Raw genomic sequence first — 15,489 nt, 5'->3', positions numbered from 1 at the left:
TATAGTTTTATTGTTTTACAAACTTCACTACTGTATCAGTAAAATCTGTAAATAGGCCATCTATTTTAGTTTTATTAAATAATATATCTAATAGCTCATTTGCATCTTTTACATATGAAGGTAATGAGTCAATTCTAAATGTGTAAGCATGAACCTCCATGTTATATTTGTGTGCTAAACTTGTGAGTTCTGTTATTTTTCCATCAATGATAATTTGGGGTATCCAAGGTCCAATTCCATCGGCATATTTTGCAACCTCTGTCATACCTTCTTGTGATTTTATGTATTCATAGTCTGTTGGTGCTTCATCCCAGTCATTTTCGCCAACAAGCATTATTAATTTTCCTTGATATCCAAGTTCTTCCCTTATTCTCTTTAATTCGTCAAAGTCGAATGTTTGAAGATAAATTTTGTCTTCTTTTGACTTATATCCATACTTATTTAAAATTTCTATTACAATTTTAGAGATATCTTTACCTTGTTGTTTATGCCATAAGGGTCTTTTAATCTCAGGGTAAATTCCAACGTTTCTTCCTGTACTTTTGTTTAATCCTTGTATAAATTGTATTTCTTCCTCTAAAGTTGGGATTTTAAAGTTATATTCGTTTAAGGGAAAACGGTTAGGATATATTGGTTTTCTGGTTTCTAGATCAAATCTTTCGCTGAGACTTAGTGATTTAAGCTCATCTAGTGTGAAATCGACAGAATAGTATCTTCCGTTTTCTCTAGCTCTTTCAGGAAATAATTTTGCAACATTTGTTGTTGTATCAATTTCTGGGTCATGCATTATAATAGGAACATTATCTTTTGTCAAAACGATGTCTTGTTCTAGGTAATCAGCTCCTAAAGCATAAGCGAATGCTTTAGCTTCTAAGGTATGTTCTGGTAAATATCCACTAGCACCTCTGTGAGCTATAATTAATGGTGATTTTTTGTTTGTCATACTCATTTTTTCACTCTGACAGGCAATGATGAGAAAAATATTCATTGTAAGCATTAATAATTTTGGTTTAATTAATTTCATTATTTAACCCCTTATATTGTGATGATTACATTATAATATATTTACTTATTAAGCTTCCATGTTTATATAATTATTGTTTTATTGGTATTGTTAATTTTTTTTCTTGCTTGAGTGTTAAACTCATAAATATTATTGAAAATATGCAAGCAGTTATTAATAGATAAAAATAAACATTCCAATTAAAGTGTTACAGTACAAAGAGCCTGTAATAGCGCTAGCAGTAACAGAACCCCCTATATATCCAAATAATCCTGTAAAATCTTGCAGCAGTGCCCGCTTTTTGGCGCAAGATCAAGAGCATGAAGACCAATGAGCATAACAGGGCCGTAGATTAGAAATCCTATTATTGCTAAAAAAATAGTTGTAAGTGTTGGATTATTTTCTGGTAGTTGCCAATATATAATTATTGTAATAAGAGCAGCAGTCATAAAAATTATTCCAGTCTCAGATCTGCTTCCTTTAAAAATTTTATCAGATATCCATCCGCAAATTATTGTTCCAGGGATAGCTGAAAATTCATAAAAGGAATATGCCCATCCTGGATTTTTGATGGAAAAGTTTTTTATTTGAGAAAGATATGATGGTGCCCAGTCTAGGACTCCGTATCTGACAAAGTATATAAATGCGTTAGCAGTAGCTATGTACCATAGCAATTTATTGTTAAGGATATATTTTATAAATATATCTTTTGCACCAAGTTCTTTTTCTGCCTCTTCTGTATAGTCGTCAGGATAATCATTTTTATACTCTTCAATTGGTGGTAATCCTACTAGATTGAGGTGTATCTCGTAGTGTAATGAGAATAAATATTGCAATTCCTAATACTAATATTGCTGGTACATAAAATATGGCTTGCCATTCTTTAAAGTGAGTCAAAGCCCAAGTGGATATTATTCCAATTGCTCCTCCTATATTGTGAGCTAAATTCCAAGTAGCTACAATTATTCCCCTTTCTTTTTTTGCCCACCAGTGAACCATAGTTCTCCCGCACGCAGGCCATCCCATGCCTTGAACCCATCCATTTGCAAACATCAAAATGAACATTAGCATTATTGCAGTTGTGGGGTTTAGTAATTACCATGAAAATAATCCAAGTAACAAGGTAATTATTGTTGTAAGCAGTAGTCCTAGTGCTAGGAAATATCTAGGATTGCTTCGAGCTGAGATATTTTCCATAATAAATTTAGAAAATCCATATGCAATTGAAACTCCAGATAAAGCTATTCCTAATTGGCCTTTATTGAAACTCTCTTTTTCAAGCTTTGGTATAGCAAATGAAAAAATTTTTCTAGTTAAATAGAAACCAACATATCCAATAAATATTGAAATAAAGATTTGCAATCTTAACTTTTTATATAGTGAATCTTCTATTTCTTTGTTTACTCTCTTTATTTGAGGCGCTGGTTTTAAAAAATCAAATAATTTCTTCATAATTTAACATCTCCATTATGTTTATCAAATATTAATTTTATATGTTACGTTTATAATTTAAGAAATATTAGTCTTTGGATTTTAACAAATTAGTAATATAAATGTTATTGAATCCAATCCTTTGCTCTATTAATAGCTTGATGCCAATTATAGATTAAATCTTCTCTTTTGCTGTTTTCCATTGAAGGTTCAAATATTTTATCTGATTTCCAAAGATTTGTAATCTCTTCAGCACTTTCCCAATATCCCACAGCAAGTCCTGCTAGATAAGCAGACCCAAGAGCGGTAGTTTCTGTAATTTTTGGTCTGACAACATTGCACTGTAAAATATCAGCTTGGAATTGCATAAGTAGATTATTTTGACTAGCTTTTCCATCAACCCTTAGTTCTTTTATTGCAAAATCTTGAGTTGAGTTTTGCATTTCAGTTAGTACATCAAAGCTTTGCAATGCAATGCTCTCAAGAGCGGCTCTTGTAATGTGTTCTTTTGTTGAGCTTTTTGTAAGTCCAATAATTGTTCCTCTAGAATAGGAATCCCAATGAGGTGTTCCAAGTCCTACAAATGCTGGTACAAAATAAACACCTCCATTATTATTTACTGAGGCTGCCAGTGCCTCTGCATCACTACTTTTTTTAAATAGTTCTAGATTATCTCTTAACCATTGAATTACAGCTCCTCCAATGAAAACACTTCCCTCAAGAACATAAGTTATTGAATTTTTTCTTCCCCATGCAATTGAGGTTAAAATTGTTTGTTGTTCATTAATAATAGGGTTTTTTCCTATGTTAACAGTAACAAAGCAGCCAGTTCCATAGGTATTTTTAGCCATTCCTTTTTGAAGACATGCTTGTCCAAATGTTGCTGCAAACTGATCACCTGCAATTCCTGAAATAGTGATTTCTGTTCCCAGTGTAGAGGAGTCGGTTTTTCCATAAACTTCGGAACTTTGTTTAAGTTCAGGTAAAATTGATTTTGGGATGTCTAATATTTGCAATAGTTCTTCGTCCCATTTAAGTGATTTAATGTTTAAGAGTAGGGTTCTTGATGCATTGGAATAATCTGTAATATGTATTTTTCCTTTAGTAAGGTTCCAGACCATCCAAGTATCTATTGTTCCAAAACATAATTCTCCCTTTTCTGCTCGTTTTCTTGCTCCTGCAACATTATCCAATATCCATTTTATTTTTGTACCGCTAAAATAAGCATCTAATATAAGACCTGTTTTTTTTAAAAAAATTTTATTTTGTCCTTTTGCTTTTAATTCATCGCAAAATTGTTCTGTTCTTCTGTCTTGCCAGACTATTACGTTATAAATTGGATGTCCTGTTTGCCTATCCCAAATAATTGTCGTTTCTCTTTGATTCGTAATTCCAATTGCTTCAATTTCATTGGGAAAAGTTCTTGCGTTTGCTAAAGCTTCTGCCATGACTCTTAATGTCGAACTCCATATTTCGTTTGGATTATGTTCAACCCAACTTGGATATGGATAAATTTGTTTAAATTCTTTTTGTGCAAATCCTTTTATGTTTGCCTTTTTGTCAAATATTATTGCTTTTGAGCTAGTTGTGCCTTGATCAATAGATAGAATATATTTCATATTCATTTTTCCTCCTTAACATTATTGTCATAACCAATGTTAGTTTGAATTGTATTTAGGATCATTTTTTGTCTTCTAAGGTAAATTCGTAAACTTTAGCACCTAGGATAGCGCCAATTATTGGACCTAATATGGGCATGATGAATACAGTAATTTCGTCAAAACCGTGATTTTTAAAACCGGCTAGTAGTAATAATATTCTTGGTTCCAAATCCCTTGCTGGATTAATAGAGTAACCATTTATTCCCCCAAAGCTTATTCCAATGGCTAAAATTATTGATCCAATAATGAAAGGAAAAAATGGATTTTGAGTGTCTCTTTTTATAAATTTTCCAATAACTAAAACTAAAAACATCAGTAAAAATGTTCCAAATATTTGGTCGATAAATTCAGACCAAAACCCAGGAATAGCAGGAAAATTTGACATGATTCCTTGGGTATTTTCAAATTCAGGATTTATTTCTATCCATTTGGGGTAAAATACAATTAATGTCATTAGAGCCCCAGAAAATGTTCCAAGTATTTGTGCTGAAATGTAGTGAAAAAGTTTTACTGTTGAAAATCTGCCAATAGTAGCTAATTCAATGCTAATGGCAGGATTTAAGTGTGCACCACTAATTCTTGCTGTTGTATAAACCCCGAATGTTACACCAAGTCCCCAGCCAAGTACTATATTTGTATAGCCTCCCTTTATTGTTTCTCCAGTTACAGAAGGGTTTGATCGGAATAAGGTTGTCATTGCTACAAAACCTGTTCCAAGTGCCAGTAAAATAAGTATACCTAAAAATTCTGCAATAAATTCTTTGAATCTTATATAAATCATACTTTAACCCCTTTATATTACTTAAAATTTATTTTGAAATTAATTTTTTATAATTTTTTCAACTTACATGGTATTTTTTTATAATTTTTTGTTTTCATTTTCTCTCATAATATTTTTTTAATATGTACTAGTTATGTTAAATCCTTTAAATTATTGCCAAATATGGAAGCTTAAGAGAAGTCTTTTTGTGCTGATTAATTGCTCTTTTTTCATTTAATATTTCAATATCTATTATCTTAAAATTTGTGAAATTTGATATTAAAGCATTGATATGCTCTTTATATTTGTTTTTGTAGTATAGATTCTTATTCATTAATAAATCTTTTGCTATCAGGGGGATAAGATTATGAGTTATAAATTTTTGCCAATTGTGACCATTGCCTTTTTGTTCGTTTAAGATTATATGATTTGTGCTATATAAATTAAAAATTTTGATTAATTCTTTAATTTTATTTGTGAATCTTTTTGAGATGAAAATTTTTTTACATCTTTTCTTTATGAATTTTTTAATTATTCCTTTAAACAATGTTATTTGACTATTTAGATTGTATTTGCTATTCATCGAATATTCTCCTGAATTTAAACATTAAAGTATATGAAATTGTTTTGTATATTAGAGATTTTATTTTTTATTACTATTAATGTCAATAATTTAAAAATATTAATTTACTAATACTTTATTCATTTTTTTAAACATTTTATTGCTTTATATTTTTTAATAATTTATGTTTTTATGTGTTTAAATGATGTTGTTTTTAATTATTATTAATGTTAGTTAGAAATTTTGGAGGCAGGTTTGGTGATTGTAATTGAGGGTTTAATTGGGGCAGGGAAAACTACACTTGGATATGTTTTGTCTAAGGAGTTTAATATTCCTTTTTACAGTGAATTAAATAGTGAATTTACGTTGTCTATGTTAGATAAATTTTATAAAGATAAGTCTAGGTGGGCTTTTTTAGTTCAAATTAATTTTTTAAATGAAAGATTTAAGCTTATAAAGAGTGTATTTAAGACTAAGGGAGGGATACTTGATAGATCTATTTATGGGGATCGTGTGTTTGCTTCTCTTTTAAATGATAGTGGATATATTTCCAATGATGAATATAAGATATATCTTGATTTGCTTGATAATATGCTTGAACATTCTCAGAAACCTGCATTAATGATTTATCTTGATTGTAGCGTTGATGAAGTTGAGCGTCGCATTAAAAATAGAAATAGGAGTTTTGAGACAGGCATTCCTAGAGAGTATCTTGAAGGTCTTAATGAGAAATATTTAGGTTGGTATAATAGTTATGATTTATCGCCTAAATTGAGCTTTGATTACAATAACATAAATATTTTTGATGATAAACATAAAAGCAAGCTTATTGCTTTCATTAAAGATAAACTTGTAATATAATTATTTATAAATGATTTATGGTTTTATTTTTGTTTTTTTGAGGATGGCTAGATTTTATTGGAGGTTAGCATGAAAAAATTGGTATTATTATTTTTTTCTTTTGCTTTTATAAGTTTATTTGCAAAAAATGGTTCTGTGGTTGATGAGCAACAAAAAGAACTTGCTATTTTTTATTATGAGGTTGGACAGCGATACATTGATGTTGGCAAAATTAAAAAGGGGAAAATTTTTCAAAAAAAGGCTTTGGAAATTTATCCAAGACTGAAAGAAGAAGTTAATCTTGAAATTGCTGTAGAGGAAATTGATTCTAAGATTAAATTGGAGGGTGAGACTAACTTCCTTGCATTTGATGATGTTAAGCTTGATGATATTCCAGGGATAATTCATAGTAAAATTGAAATTAGTGAAATAACAAATGCTCCTAAAATAGAATATATTGCAAATAGAGAGAGAGAAAAATATAAAGAACAAGCAGTTAAATTTCAGTTTAGCAAATTTGTAAGAGCTCTTCTCTTGCAGGATTTAAATTTGCTTGATTCTGTTGTGGCTGATGAGGTTAAAGTTTTAGGTAGAATTGAGCCTAAAACAGATTTTATTTCAAGTTTAGAGCTGGTTTCAAATGATATTAATGAGGACGATATAAGTTATCTTGCAGTTGATGATTTTTATGACCTCAAATCTTTAAATATTGTAAAAAATACAGATGTTTCTTATAGTGTTAGAGTTAAAGCTAAGAAAAATGATGTTACTAGAAATATTCCATTTTGGAGAGATGTTCAAACTTTATGTTTTGAAAATCAGGATGATAAATGGGTCCTCTTTTCGATAAAATAGAATCTTAGTGTCATTATTACAATTACCATTGCCAAAACATATATAAATAGGTCTCCAATGTGTTCATAAATTGTTGTGAATCTTGGAGGCAATTTTATTCTTGATATTAGATATCCTTCTTTAAAAGTGTCTAAACTTTTAATATTTTCTCCATATTCATTTATTATAGCAGTGATTCCGGAATTTGTAGCTCTAACAGTCTTGATTCCATTTTCTATGCTTCTAAATTTTGCTACTACAAAATGTTGCCACTCTGATGAATTTGTATGTGACCAAGAATCATTTGAAAAGTTTAATAGTAGATTTGCGTTTTGTTTTTTGTAATTTCTTGCAAGATCTGGGAATGCATCATCATAGCATATTAAGAGTCCCAAGTTGAATTTTTTGAGTTTAAAGATTTCAAGTTTATTGCCGTTGATTTGTCCTGTAATGTTAAAGTTTTGACGGAAAAATTTTCTTACAAATTTATATTCATAAAATGGTATTTTTTCTGAAAATGGAACTAAGAATATTTTAGAGTATATATTTGCTATCTTAAGGTTAGGTTTTATTGCGTAAACTGAATTTTGATGTGTTAATGATCTTTTATCTGGTTTTGAAGGTGAACCAATGACAAAATGGGCTTTGCTGTTGCTTATTAGTTCATTTATTGAGTCGTATAATTCAATCAATTCTTCATCATAATAAATGTAATCTTTGTAAGAATTGAATGGCAAGGCTAATGCCCCTTCGCTCCAAAGTACAAGTTCTGTATCAGGATGTTTTCTTAAGGCTTGTTTTGTAAGCTTGATAGATGTTTGAATTCCTTTTTTATGATTCCCAGGTATCCATGGATCAATGTTGAGTTGGATTGCTGCAATATTTAAAATGTCTATTTCTTTGCTTAAGATTGGATTTAATTCTATTTTTTTCATGATTCCGTAAGCAAAAGATGTACTTACTAATAGAACTGAGAACAATACGCTTAATGTATTTATTTTGTTTTGTCTTATTAAAAAATTTGCAATTCCTGCATTAAAAAAGTAAACGATGAAGCATACAAAAAAAACCCCAAAAATATCAGTTACTTGTATAAGATCATTGAAGTTATTTACCATAAAGGCTGAAAATCCCCAAGGATATGCTGCAAATCCAATTGATTTTGAATAATCATAAAATGTGAAAAGTATAGCTAAAGTCAATGTTTTATTCTTAAAAGTTTTTAATGCATAGTATAGAAAATATCCTAAAACGAAAGCGTAGGGAATATATCCAGATACAGCTCCTAAGAATGTAATTAGCCCGAATGAATGAAAAAATGCAAGCCAAAAATTTTGTAGACTATTAGCTACTAAAAAGTAGAAAATTGTTAAACTGATGAGAATTTTTTTATCTTTTACTTTAATTAATGCAGTGAAAAGTGGTATGTATGCAACTAGACCAATACTTGAATATCCCATGTTTTTTATTTCATTTGGAATTGCCAGAGTGGTAAGCACCCCAGAAAATGTTGTTAGTAAAAAATATCTTGTTTTCATTTTCCCTCTATTTTTACTGATATTTATCTATAAAAATATATGGCATATTAAGTGCTACAGATATTAATATGCCGTATTGCATAGTATAATATATATAGTATGTTTTGTATAACAATATCAAATTTGTATAGTATTTGTTTAAGTATAAAGAGAATGATTTTAATATTTAATGTATTTGTTTTATTTTTTTTGAGTACATTTGTTTTAAATTCTCAAGGTATAGTTACCAACAAAGATGCTCAAGAAGAATTTAAATTGGCACTTAATTCTTATAATAATGGGCTTTATGATGATTCTTTATTATCTTTGAAAAGAGTTTTAAGTTTTGATCCAAGTAATCTAGATTATCGTTTTTGGATAGGTAATGTTTATTATAGGTTGGGATATGTTGAAGAATCTTTGAGGGAATGGCGGAATCTGCAGTCCCAAGGGTATAAGGCAGCTTATCTTAGACAGTTAATATCTATAATTGAACAAAGAAGAGGTATATCATTAAGTAATGAACTTGATGTTGAGAGATTTATTCAAGTTGCTTCTCTTAATAATTCTATTTATAGACGACCAAATGGATATCAGATTACCTCTTTAAAAGCTGATCAATATGGTGGGTATTATGCTGTTAATTTTGTAGGAAATGAAATATTACATTTTGATGCTAATAATAATGTTAGTGTTTTGATTAAAGATGGAATCACTTCTTTAAAGTCTCCTTATGACGTGATTGAACTTGGTAATCTATTGTATGTGACACTTTGTTCAAATGATGAGATTGGCATATATGATAAAACTTTTGGTATTAAAAGGGGTTCGATTGGGAAAAAAGGCACTGATGCTGGTGAATTGCTTGCTCCTCAGTATATGACGGTTGATGAGAGAGGTTATATTTATGTTAGTGAATGGGGCAATAAGCGGGTAAGTAAATTTGATGCTAAGGGAGATTTTATTTTGCATTTTGGTGTTAAAACAGTTGGATATATGGGGCTCTTAGGTCCAACAGGTGTTACATATTTAAATGGAAATATTTATGTTGCTGATACTTCGAAAAATTCCATTGAAGTTTTTGATACTAGTGGTAATCATTTATATTCTATTGCAACTTCTCTTGAGGGAATAGAAGGTCTTAGTAGTGATTTTACAGGCAATAATATTATTATATCTTCAAAGTATGGTGTTTATAAGTACAGTGTTTTAAGAAAGACATTTGTTAAGCTTTTAAAAGCAGATAAGATTGATTCTAAAATTTCATCTTCAATTATTGATGTTAATAATCAAATGATTGTTTCGGATTTTGATAATGCTCAGATTTCGATTTACAAAAGTGATGTTAGTGTTTATGATAGTTTAAATGTTGATATACGTCGGGTAATTAGGGTCGGAGGTCCTAAAATTTATGTTGAACTTAATGTTAGTAATAGAAATGGCTTGCCAGTTGTAGGTCTAAAGAGCGAAAATTTTTCGATTGCTAATGAAGAATATTATATTGTTAAACCTAAAATTGCTTATGATATTAATACTTCCAATGATATGAATATTGCAATTGTTTTTGATAAATCTTTTGCTATGAAAAATTATGAGTCAGAACAGATTATGGGTGTAAATACTCTTATAAAGTCTAGAGCGAACAAGAAATTTAGTTTTATAAATGCAACAAGTGTGCCTTTAGTAGATAATATTGAAAGTTTAGTAAGTACTATCCATAAGACAAATTCTCTTGGAGCTTATGATTCAAATTATGTAAAGACTGATGTTAGTCTTAAACTTGCAGGTTCTGAGCTTATGTCAAAGAGTGCAAGAAGAGCTGTGCTTTATTTTAGTAATGGAAATTTAAGTCGTTCTGCTTTTAATAGATATTCTATAGATACTATTTTAAGTTATTATAAGAATAATGATATTAGATTTTATTTGATATTATTTGGCAATAATCCTGTTGATCCTAAATTACAGTATTTAGTAAATGAAACTGGTGCTGCAATTATTCCTTTTTCATCTTATGAGGGAGTATCTAGGGTTTATGATTTGATGATGAAACAAAAAACAGGTACTTATTTGCTTGAGTATGATTATCCAGGACTTCAAGAACCTAATGGCTATTATAATCTATCTGTTGAGGTGAATTTTAATCAACAAATAGGTAGAGGCGAATTTGCGTATTTGGTTAATTAGATTTTAATTTTATGGAGTTTTAGTTATGGCACTTAATGTGGGAATAGTAGGGTTGCCCAATGTTGGTAAATCTACTTTATTTTCATCCTTGACAGCATCAAAGTCAGAGATTGCTAACTATCCTTTTTGTACTATTGATCCAAATGTAGGTATGGTGGAAATTCCTGATGATAGGCTTACAAGAATTGCTAGTTTGATTGTGACAAAAAGAACTGTTCCTGCTTTAATAGAATTCGTTGATATTGCAGGTCTTGTGAAAGGGGCATCTAGGGGCGAGGGACTTGGTAATAAATTTTTGGCAAATATTCGTGAGGTTTCTATTATTGTGCATGTTGTTAGATGTTTTGAAGATAGAGAAGTTATTCATGTTGATGGGGATGTAAACCCACAAAGAGATATAAACACAATTAATACAGAGCTATGTCTTGCAGATCTTGATACTGTACAGAAAAGCATTTTAAAGAATGAAAAAAATGTAAAGAGCGTTGATAAAAAGATTAGTGAGAATGCTAAGAAGATTGTTTCGATGCTTAAGAGTCTTGAAAAGCATTTAATGGATGTTAGACCGGTAATTGAATTTGAGTTTGATGAATTTGGATATAATTTTATTAAATCTTTAAATCTTTTAACTATTAAAAAAGTTATATATGTTTGTAATGTTGATGAAAATTCTCTTTGTGGTAATAAATATACAGATACTGTAAAGAATATAGCTTTAGATGAGGGTAATAATTATTTAATTTTGTGTGCTAAGCTTGAGGCAGAACTTATTGAGATTAAAGACTTGCGTGAACGAAAGGAAATGCTTGAGTCTATGGGAATTAATGATAGTGGTCTTAGCAATTTAATACGAACAACTTATTATGCTTTAGGTTTGAGAACCTATTTTACTGCTGGAGAGCAAGAAGTTAGAGCTTGGACTTTTATGGATGGAATGAAGGCCCCAGAAGCTGCGGGTCTCATTCACAGTGATTTTCAGAGAGGTTTTATTAAAGCCGAAGTATATTCATTTAATGATTTAATTGAATATCAGAGTGTCCAATGTGTCAAGGAAAAAGGACGTTTTAGGCTTGAAGGGAAAGATTACTTAGTAAGAGATGGTGATATAATTTTCTTTAAATTTAATGTTTAAATATAATATTTATTAATATGAATGAATTTTTTTTTAATAAAATCAGATTAATTTTTATTTTTCTTTTTAATTTGAGCTTTTCTGTATTTTATATGTTGTTATATAAAAATATCTTTGGTATTTTTATTCTTTTTTTAATGTTGATAAATCTTTTTTTAATAATTTTTTATTTAAGATATTTTTATGAGCTTGATTGTAAAGGAGATAAAATTTTTTGTAAAAAATTTTATTCCAAGGTTAATTTTACTTTTAATGATATTGTATGGTTTGAAAAGAGATTGTCAGATAGTATATTAATTCTAGGATTAAGTAATAAACGGAAAATAAAAATTTGTTTTTTAAGACAAAAATATTTAAGCAATTTCTTCAGGAAACTTAAAATTATGAGAAGTGATCTATTTATTGTAGAGAATGAAGAGTTGCCAATAAGGTATTATGTCTCAGGTATTTATTTGTTAATGTTTTTGAGTCGAATTTTAATTAATATGTTTGTTTGTTATATTGCATTTGGTAGCATAATAGTATTTTTTTTTATTTTTATTATTGGTATTAAGGTTTTAATAGATGATATTTTAGTTATTAAAGATTTGGTTATTTTTTATGAATTTAGAAAAGATTCTGTTTATGAGAGAAAAATCTTTTCTAATAAAGAATACTTTTATAAATTTTTTAACAGTATATTTGTTCATGTTTCTGAGCTTGGCAGGTATGGTTATTTTTCTTTTGTGTATAATCATAGAGGTACTCTTAAAAAGGTATACATTAATAATGAGGGAATATCTTATTCTATGCAAAAGGTATTTGCTTATATTGATAAATATTGTAAGCAGTGTGTTTAATGTATGATTGACTATATTGTAATTAGTTGGTATATTTATTTATTATCATGTTTGCTGCATTAAGGAGTTTAATTTGGGCAATAATCCATCAGCATTAAAGCGAGCTCGGCAAAATTTGAAGCGAAATTTGAGAAATGTAAGTGTTAAGAGTGAGTTGAAAACAATAGAAAAGCGTTGTATGAGTCTTGTAAGGGAAGGTAAAAAAGAAGAAGCTTTGGAGTTTTTTAAATTTGTTTCAAAAAAATTAGATACTGCTGCTAGAAAAAGAATAATTCATAGGAATAAAGCTGCACGTAAAAAATCAAATTTGAGTATTTTGTTATTACGATAAGGAATTAGTTTATGTCTTTTTCAAGAAGACCCAAAGTTACTAAATCAGATATTGTTAACCAAATATCTTTAAATATTAAACATAGTAATGAAAAATTAGAGAAAAAATATATAAGACTTGTAGTTGATGCTTTTTTTGAAGAGCTTAAAAATAGTCTTTGTCTTAATAATGTTATAGAGTTTAGATCTTTTGGTACATTTGAGCTTAGGAAAAGAAAAGGGCGTCAGAATGCTCGTAATCCTCAAACAGGTGAATATGTTAATGTTGATGATCATCATGTTGCTTATTTTCGTCCAGGAAAAGATTTAAAAGAACGAGTATGGGGCATTAAGGGGTAGTTAATGCCTGTTAATGTTAAGGATTCTTACAAATGGGACTGTAAGTTAGATTCAAGCTTGATTTTCAGAGGAAAGTTAAAGTTTGAGGGTGCTTTGTATCTTGATTCGTCTTTTGAGGGGGAGATATTTTCAAAAAGTGGAATACTTTTTATAGGTAAAAATAGTAAGGTTATTACAGATGTGGTAGTTTGCAATACGTTAATAATTGAAGGAATTTTAAAGGGAAATATTAATGCTAGCAATAAGGTTTATTTAAATAATGGTTGTAAGATATACGGTGATGTTAAGACAAAAAAGATATTTATTAATGATAATATAGTCTTTGATGGTAAGTGTGAAATGATTAAATCTAATGAGAGTATAGATTTATTTTCTTTTACAGTGTCACAATTAAAAGATACTTTTCAATGAATTAGTGTTATTGATTATTTAATGGTTAAGTATTATTTTTGATAAAATACCCTTCTTAAAAATTTATCTCATAGAGGAGATTATGAATAAAAAATGTGCGGAATTTGATTTAGAGGATGAAATGAAGCGTTTAAATTCTTCTAAAGAATTAAAGATTGAAGACAATTCTAAGAAAAAAATAGTTAAAGTTGTCACTAAAAAAGAATCTGTTGCTAGTGGACTTAAAAACTCTAATATTGATAAATTGAGAGAATCTAATGGAGTCTTGTCAGGTTTTGATTATGATATATCTGATCCAGATTTAGAAAATAGTATTAAGACTCTTGAGCAAAGCAACATTATTAATTTTTTAGGTGGTAAAGATTTTATCGTTATTGATAGTCTTTATGATAAGCCCATTACCGAAATCAGGAAAGTTGTTGAGGGTCTTGGTACTAATCATACTATTGCGGTAACAATGAAGAAGACAGAATTAATATTTTTACTTGTTAAGATATTAACTGAGCATAATATTAATGTTTTATTTACTGGCGTTCTTGATGTTTTAAGTGATGGGTATGGGTTTTTGCGTACAGCATCTAATTCTTATCTCTCAGGAGGTAATGATGTTTATGTTTCACCGTCTCAGATTAGACTTTTTAATTTAAGGACAGGTGATATTTTGTATGGGCAGATTAGGTCTCCAAGGGATGGCGAGAGATTTTTTGCAATGATTAAAATTAAAAGCATTAATAACCAGGATCCTACATTTGCACAAAATAGAATACCTTTTGATAATTTAACACCTTTATATCCTAGTTCAAAGTTGGATCTTGAATATGAAAATTGTAATATTTCCACTAGGCTTATTAATCTTTTTTCTCCTATTGGAAAAGGACAAAGAGCATTAATAGTATCACCTCCAAAGGCTGGGAAAACTACTTTGCTTCAAAAAATAGCCAATGCAATTACTACTAATTATCCAGATATTGTTTTAATGATTTTACTTATTGATGAGAGGCCTGAAGAAGTGACTGATATGATTCGGGGTGTTAAGGGAGAAGTAATTGCATCTAATTTTGATGAACAGGCTAGTAGGCACGTTCAGGTTGCAGAGATGGTTATTGAGAAAGCAAAAAGACTTGTTGAGAATAAAAAGGATGTTGTTATTCTTTTAGATTCTATTACAAGACTTGCAAGGGCTTATAATCAGACTATGCCAACTTCTGGTAAGATACTCTCAGGTGGTGTTGATTCTAATGCTTTACATAAACCAAAAAGGTTTTTTGGTTCTGCTAGAAATATTGAGGAAGGTGGAAGTCTTACTATTATAGCTACAGCTTTAGTTGATACTGGAAGTAAGATGGATGAAGTCATATTTGAGGAATTTAAAAGTACTGGTAATATGGAGTTAATTCTTGATAGGAGTTTGGCAGATAGAAGGCTTTTTCCTGCTATTAATATTAAAAAATCAGGGACAAGAAAAGAAGAGTTGCTTTTAAGTGAAGAGGAGCGTTCTAAAATTTTGCTTATTAGAAAAATTTTAGGTAGTGTTGATGATTATGAAGGTGTTGAAGCTTTAGTTGAAAAGATGAAAAAGAGTAAGAATAATGAAATTTTCCTAAAGACCATGAGTAATGGAGATTAGTAAAATTGACTTTATTTGA

The 15,489-nt window shown here is 29.3% G+C and carries 15 protein-coding genes and 1 pseudogene; 9 read left to right on the top strand and 7 right to left on the bottom strand.

What is annotated here, in order from left to right:
- Window positions 1-7: 7 nt before the first annotated feature.
- From glpQ to bpuSUM_RS01180, 6 genes and pseudogenes are all read right to left on the bottom strand, one after another.
- The gene (gene glpQ / locus bpuSUM_RS01205; protein ID WP_247065424.1) at window positions 8-1,024 is read right to left on the bottom strand and encodes a glycerophosphodiester phosphodiesterase; all 1,017 of its coding nucleotides are present in this window, start codon (window positions 1,022-1,024) and stop codon (window positions 8-10) included.
- A gap of 233 nt (window positions 1,025-1,257) precedes the next feature.
- A complete protein-coding gene (locus tag bpuSUM_RS01200) occupies window positions 1,258-1,839 on the bottom strand; it encodes an MFS transporter (RefSeq protein ID WP_247065423.1) in 582 nt (193 codons plus the stop codon).
- Window positions 1,775-2,455: pseudogene (locus tag bpuSUM_RS09940) on the bottom strand (MFS transporter). Before bpuSUM_RS09940 ends, bpuSUM_RS01200 begins: the two are co-directional and overlap by 65 nt.
- A gap of 104 nt (window positions 2,456-2,559) precedes the next feature.
- On the bottom strand, window positions 2,560-4,053 hold the full coding sequence (glpK, locus tag bpuSUM_RS01190; RefSeq protein WP_247066248.1) for a glycerol kinase GlpK: 1,494 nt from the start codon (window positions 4,051-4,053) through the stop codon (window positions 2,560-2,562).
- A gap of 61 nt (window positions 4,054-4,114) precedes the next feature.
- Window positions 4,115-4,876: an MIP/aquaporin family protein gene (locus tag bpuSUM_RS01185; protein ID WP_247065421.1), complete on the bottom strand. Its 762-nt coding sequence runs from the start codon at window positions 4,874-4,876 to the stop codon at window positions 4,115-4,117.
- Window positions 4,877-5,021: 145 nt separating this feature from the next.
- Window positions 5,022-5,438, bottom strand: a complete 417-nt coding sequence (locus bpuSUM_RS01180; RefSeq protein WP_247065420.1) for a hypothetical protein — start codon at window positions 5,436-5,438, stop codon at window positions 5,022-5,024.
- 237 nt (window positions 5,439-5,675) lie between these two features.
- Here bpuSUM_RS01180 and bpuSUM_RS01175 point away from each other — a divergent pair, with 237 nt between their 5' ends.
- Both bpuSUM_RS01175 and bpuSUM_RS01170 read left to right on the top strand, forming a co-directional pair.
- On the top strand, window positions 5,676-6,278 hold the full coding sequence (locus bpuSUM_RS01175) for a deoxynucleoside kinase (protein WP_247066232.1): 603 nt from the start codon (window positions 5,676-5,678) through the stop codon (window positions 6,276-6,278).
- A gap of 69 nt (window positions 6,279-6,347) precedes the next feature.
- On the top strand, window positions 6,348-7,112 hold the full coding sequence (locus bpuSUM_RS01170; RefSeq protein WP_247065419.1) for a hypothetical protein: 765 nt from the start codon (window positions 6,348-6,350) through the stop codon (window positions 7,110-7,112).
- Here the strand turns inward: bpuSUM_RS01170 and lnt are convergent.
- The gene (gene lnt, locus bpuSUM_RS01165; RefSeq protein WP_247065418.1) at window positions 7,076-8,629 is read right to left on the bottom strand and encodes an apolipoprotein N-acyltransferase; all 1,554 of its coding nucleotides are present in this window, start codon (window positions 8,627-8,629) and stop codon (window positions 7,076-7,078) included. The genes bpuSUM_RS01170 and lnt overlap by 37 nt on opposite strands.
- Window positions 8,630-8,785: 156 nt before the next feature.
- Between lnt and bpuSUM_RS01160 the strand changes: the two genes are divergently transcribed.
- The 7 genes from bpuSUM_RS01160 (at window position 8,786) to rho (ending at window position 15,470) form a co-directional block, all read left to right on the top strand.
- A complete protein-coding gene (locus tag bpuSUM_RS01160; RefSeq protein ID WP_247066230.1) occupies window positions 8,786-10,792 on the top strand; it encodes a hypothetical protein in 2,007 nt (668 codons plus the stop codon).
- A 25-nt stretch (window positions 10,793-10,817) separates the two neighbouring features.
- On the top strand, window positions 10,818-11,924 hold the full coding sequence (ychF, locus tag bpuSUM_RS01155) for a redox-regulated ATPase YchF (RefSeq protein WP_247065417.1): 1,107 nt from the start codon (window positions 10,818-10,820) through the stop codon (window positions 11,922-11,924).
- Window positions 11,925-11,941: 17 nt separating this feature from the next.
- The gene (locus bpuSUM_RS01150; protein ID WP_247065416.1) at window positions 11,942-12,763 is read left to right on the top strand and encodes a hypothetical protein; all 822 of its coding nucleotides are present in this window, start codon (window positions 11,942-11,944) and stop codon (window positions 12,761-12,763) included.
- Between the two features lie 73 nt (window positions 12,764-12,836).
- Window positions 12,837-13,094 (top strand): 30S ribosomal protein S20, encoded by a 258-nt coding sequence (gene rpsT, locus bpuSUM_RS01145; RefSeq protein ID WP_247065415.1) that lies wholly within the window; start codon window positions 12,837-12,839, stop codon window positions 13,092-13,094.
- 11 nt (window positions 13,095-13,105) lie between these two features.
- Complete coding sequence (locus bpuSUM_RS01140; protein WP_247065414.1) at window positions 13,106-13,432, top strand: HU family DNA-binding protein; 327 nt, start codon at window positions 13,106-13,108, stop codon at window positions 13,430-13,432.
- 3 nt (window positions 13,433-13,435) lie between these two features.
- Window positions 13,436-13,843: a bactofilin family protein gene (locus bpuSUM_RS01135; RefSeq protein WP_247065413.1), complete on the top strand. Its 408-nt coding sequence runs from the start codon at window positions 13,436-13,438 to the stop codon at window positions 13,841-13,843.
- 82 nt (window positions 13,844-13,925) lie between these two features.
- Window positions 13,926-15,470 (top strand): transcription termination factor Rho, encoded by a 1,545-nt coding sequence (rho, locus tag bpuSUM_RS01130; protein ID WP_247065412.1) that lies wholly within the window; start codon window positions 13,926-13,928, stop codon window positions 15,468-15,470.
- The last annotated feature ends 19 nt before the right edge of the window (window positions 15,471-15,489 follow it).

Origin of the sequence: Borrelia puertoricensis (assembly GCF_023035875.1) — a bacterium.
Classification (GTDB): Bacteria; Spirochaetota; Spirochaetia; order Borreliales; family Borreliaceae; genus Borrelia; species Borrelia puertoricensis.
This window is presented reverse-complemented; position numbering and strand designations above follow the sequence as displayed.

What these genes read in the sequence shown, in the direction of transcription:
- glpQ (WP_247065424.1), bottom strand. Translation starts at nt 1,024, where the DNA reads ATGAAATTAATTAAACCAAAATTATTAATGCTTACAATGAATATTTTT.
- glpK (WP_247066248.1), bottom strand. Translation starts at nt 4,053, where the DNA reads ATGAAATATATTCTATCTATTGATCAAGGCACAACTAGCTCAAAAGCA.
- bpuSUM_RS01185 (WP_247065421.1), bottom strand. Translation starts at nt 4,876, where the DNA reads ATGATTTATATAAGATTCAAAGAATTTATTGCAGAATTTTTAGGTATA.
- bpuSUM_RS01180 (WP_247065420.1), bottom strand. Translation starts at nt 5,438, where the DNA reads ATGAATAGCAAATACAATCTAAATAGTCAAATAACATTGTTTAAAGGA.
- bpuSUM_RS01170 (WP_247065419.1), top strand. Translation starts at nt 6,348, where the DNA reads ATGAAAAAATTGGTATTATTATTTTTTTCTTTTGCTTTTATAAGTTTA.
- lnt (WP_247065418.1), bottom strand. Translation starts at nt 8,629, where the DNA reads ATGAAAACAAGATATTTTTTACTAACAACATTTTCTGGGGTGCTTACC.
- ychF (WP_247065417.1), top strand. Translation starts at nt 10,818, where the DNA reads ATGGCACTTAATGTGGGAATAGTAGGGTTGCCCAATGTTGGTAAATCT.
- bpuSUM_RS01150 (WP_247065416.1), top strand. Translation starts at nt 11,942, where the DNA reads ATGAATGAATTTTTTTTTAATAAAATCAGATTAATTTTTATTTTTCTT.
- bpuSUM_RS01140 (WP_247065414.1), top strand. Translation starts at nt 13,106, where the DNA reads ATGTCTTTTTCAAGAAGACCCAAAGTTACTAAATCAGATATTGTTAAC.
- bpuSUM_RS01135 (WP_247065413.1), top strand. Translation starts at nt 13,436, where the DNA reads ATGCCTGTTAATGTTAAGGATTCTTACAAATGGGACTGTAAGTTAGAT.
- rho (WP_247065412.1), top strand. Translation starts at nt 13,926, where the DNA reads ATGAATAAAAAATGTGCGGAATTTGATTTAGAGGATGAAATGAAGCGT.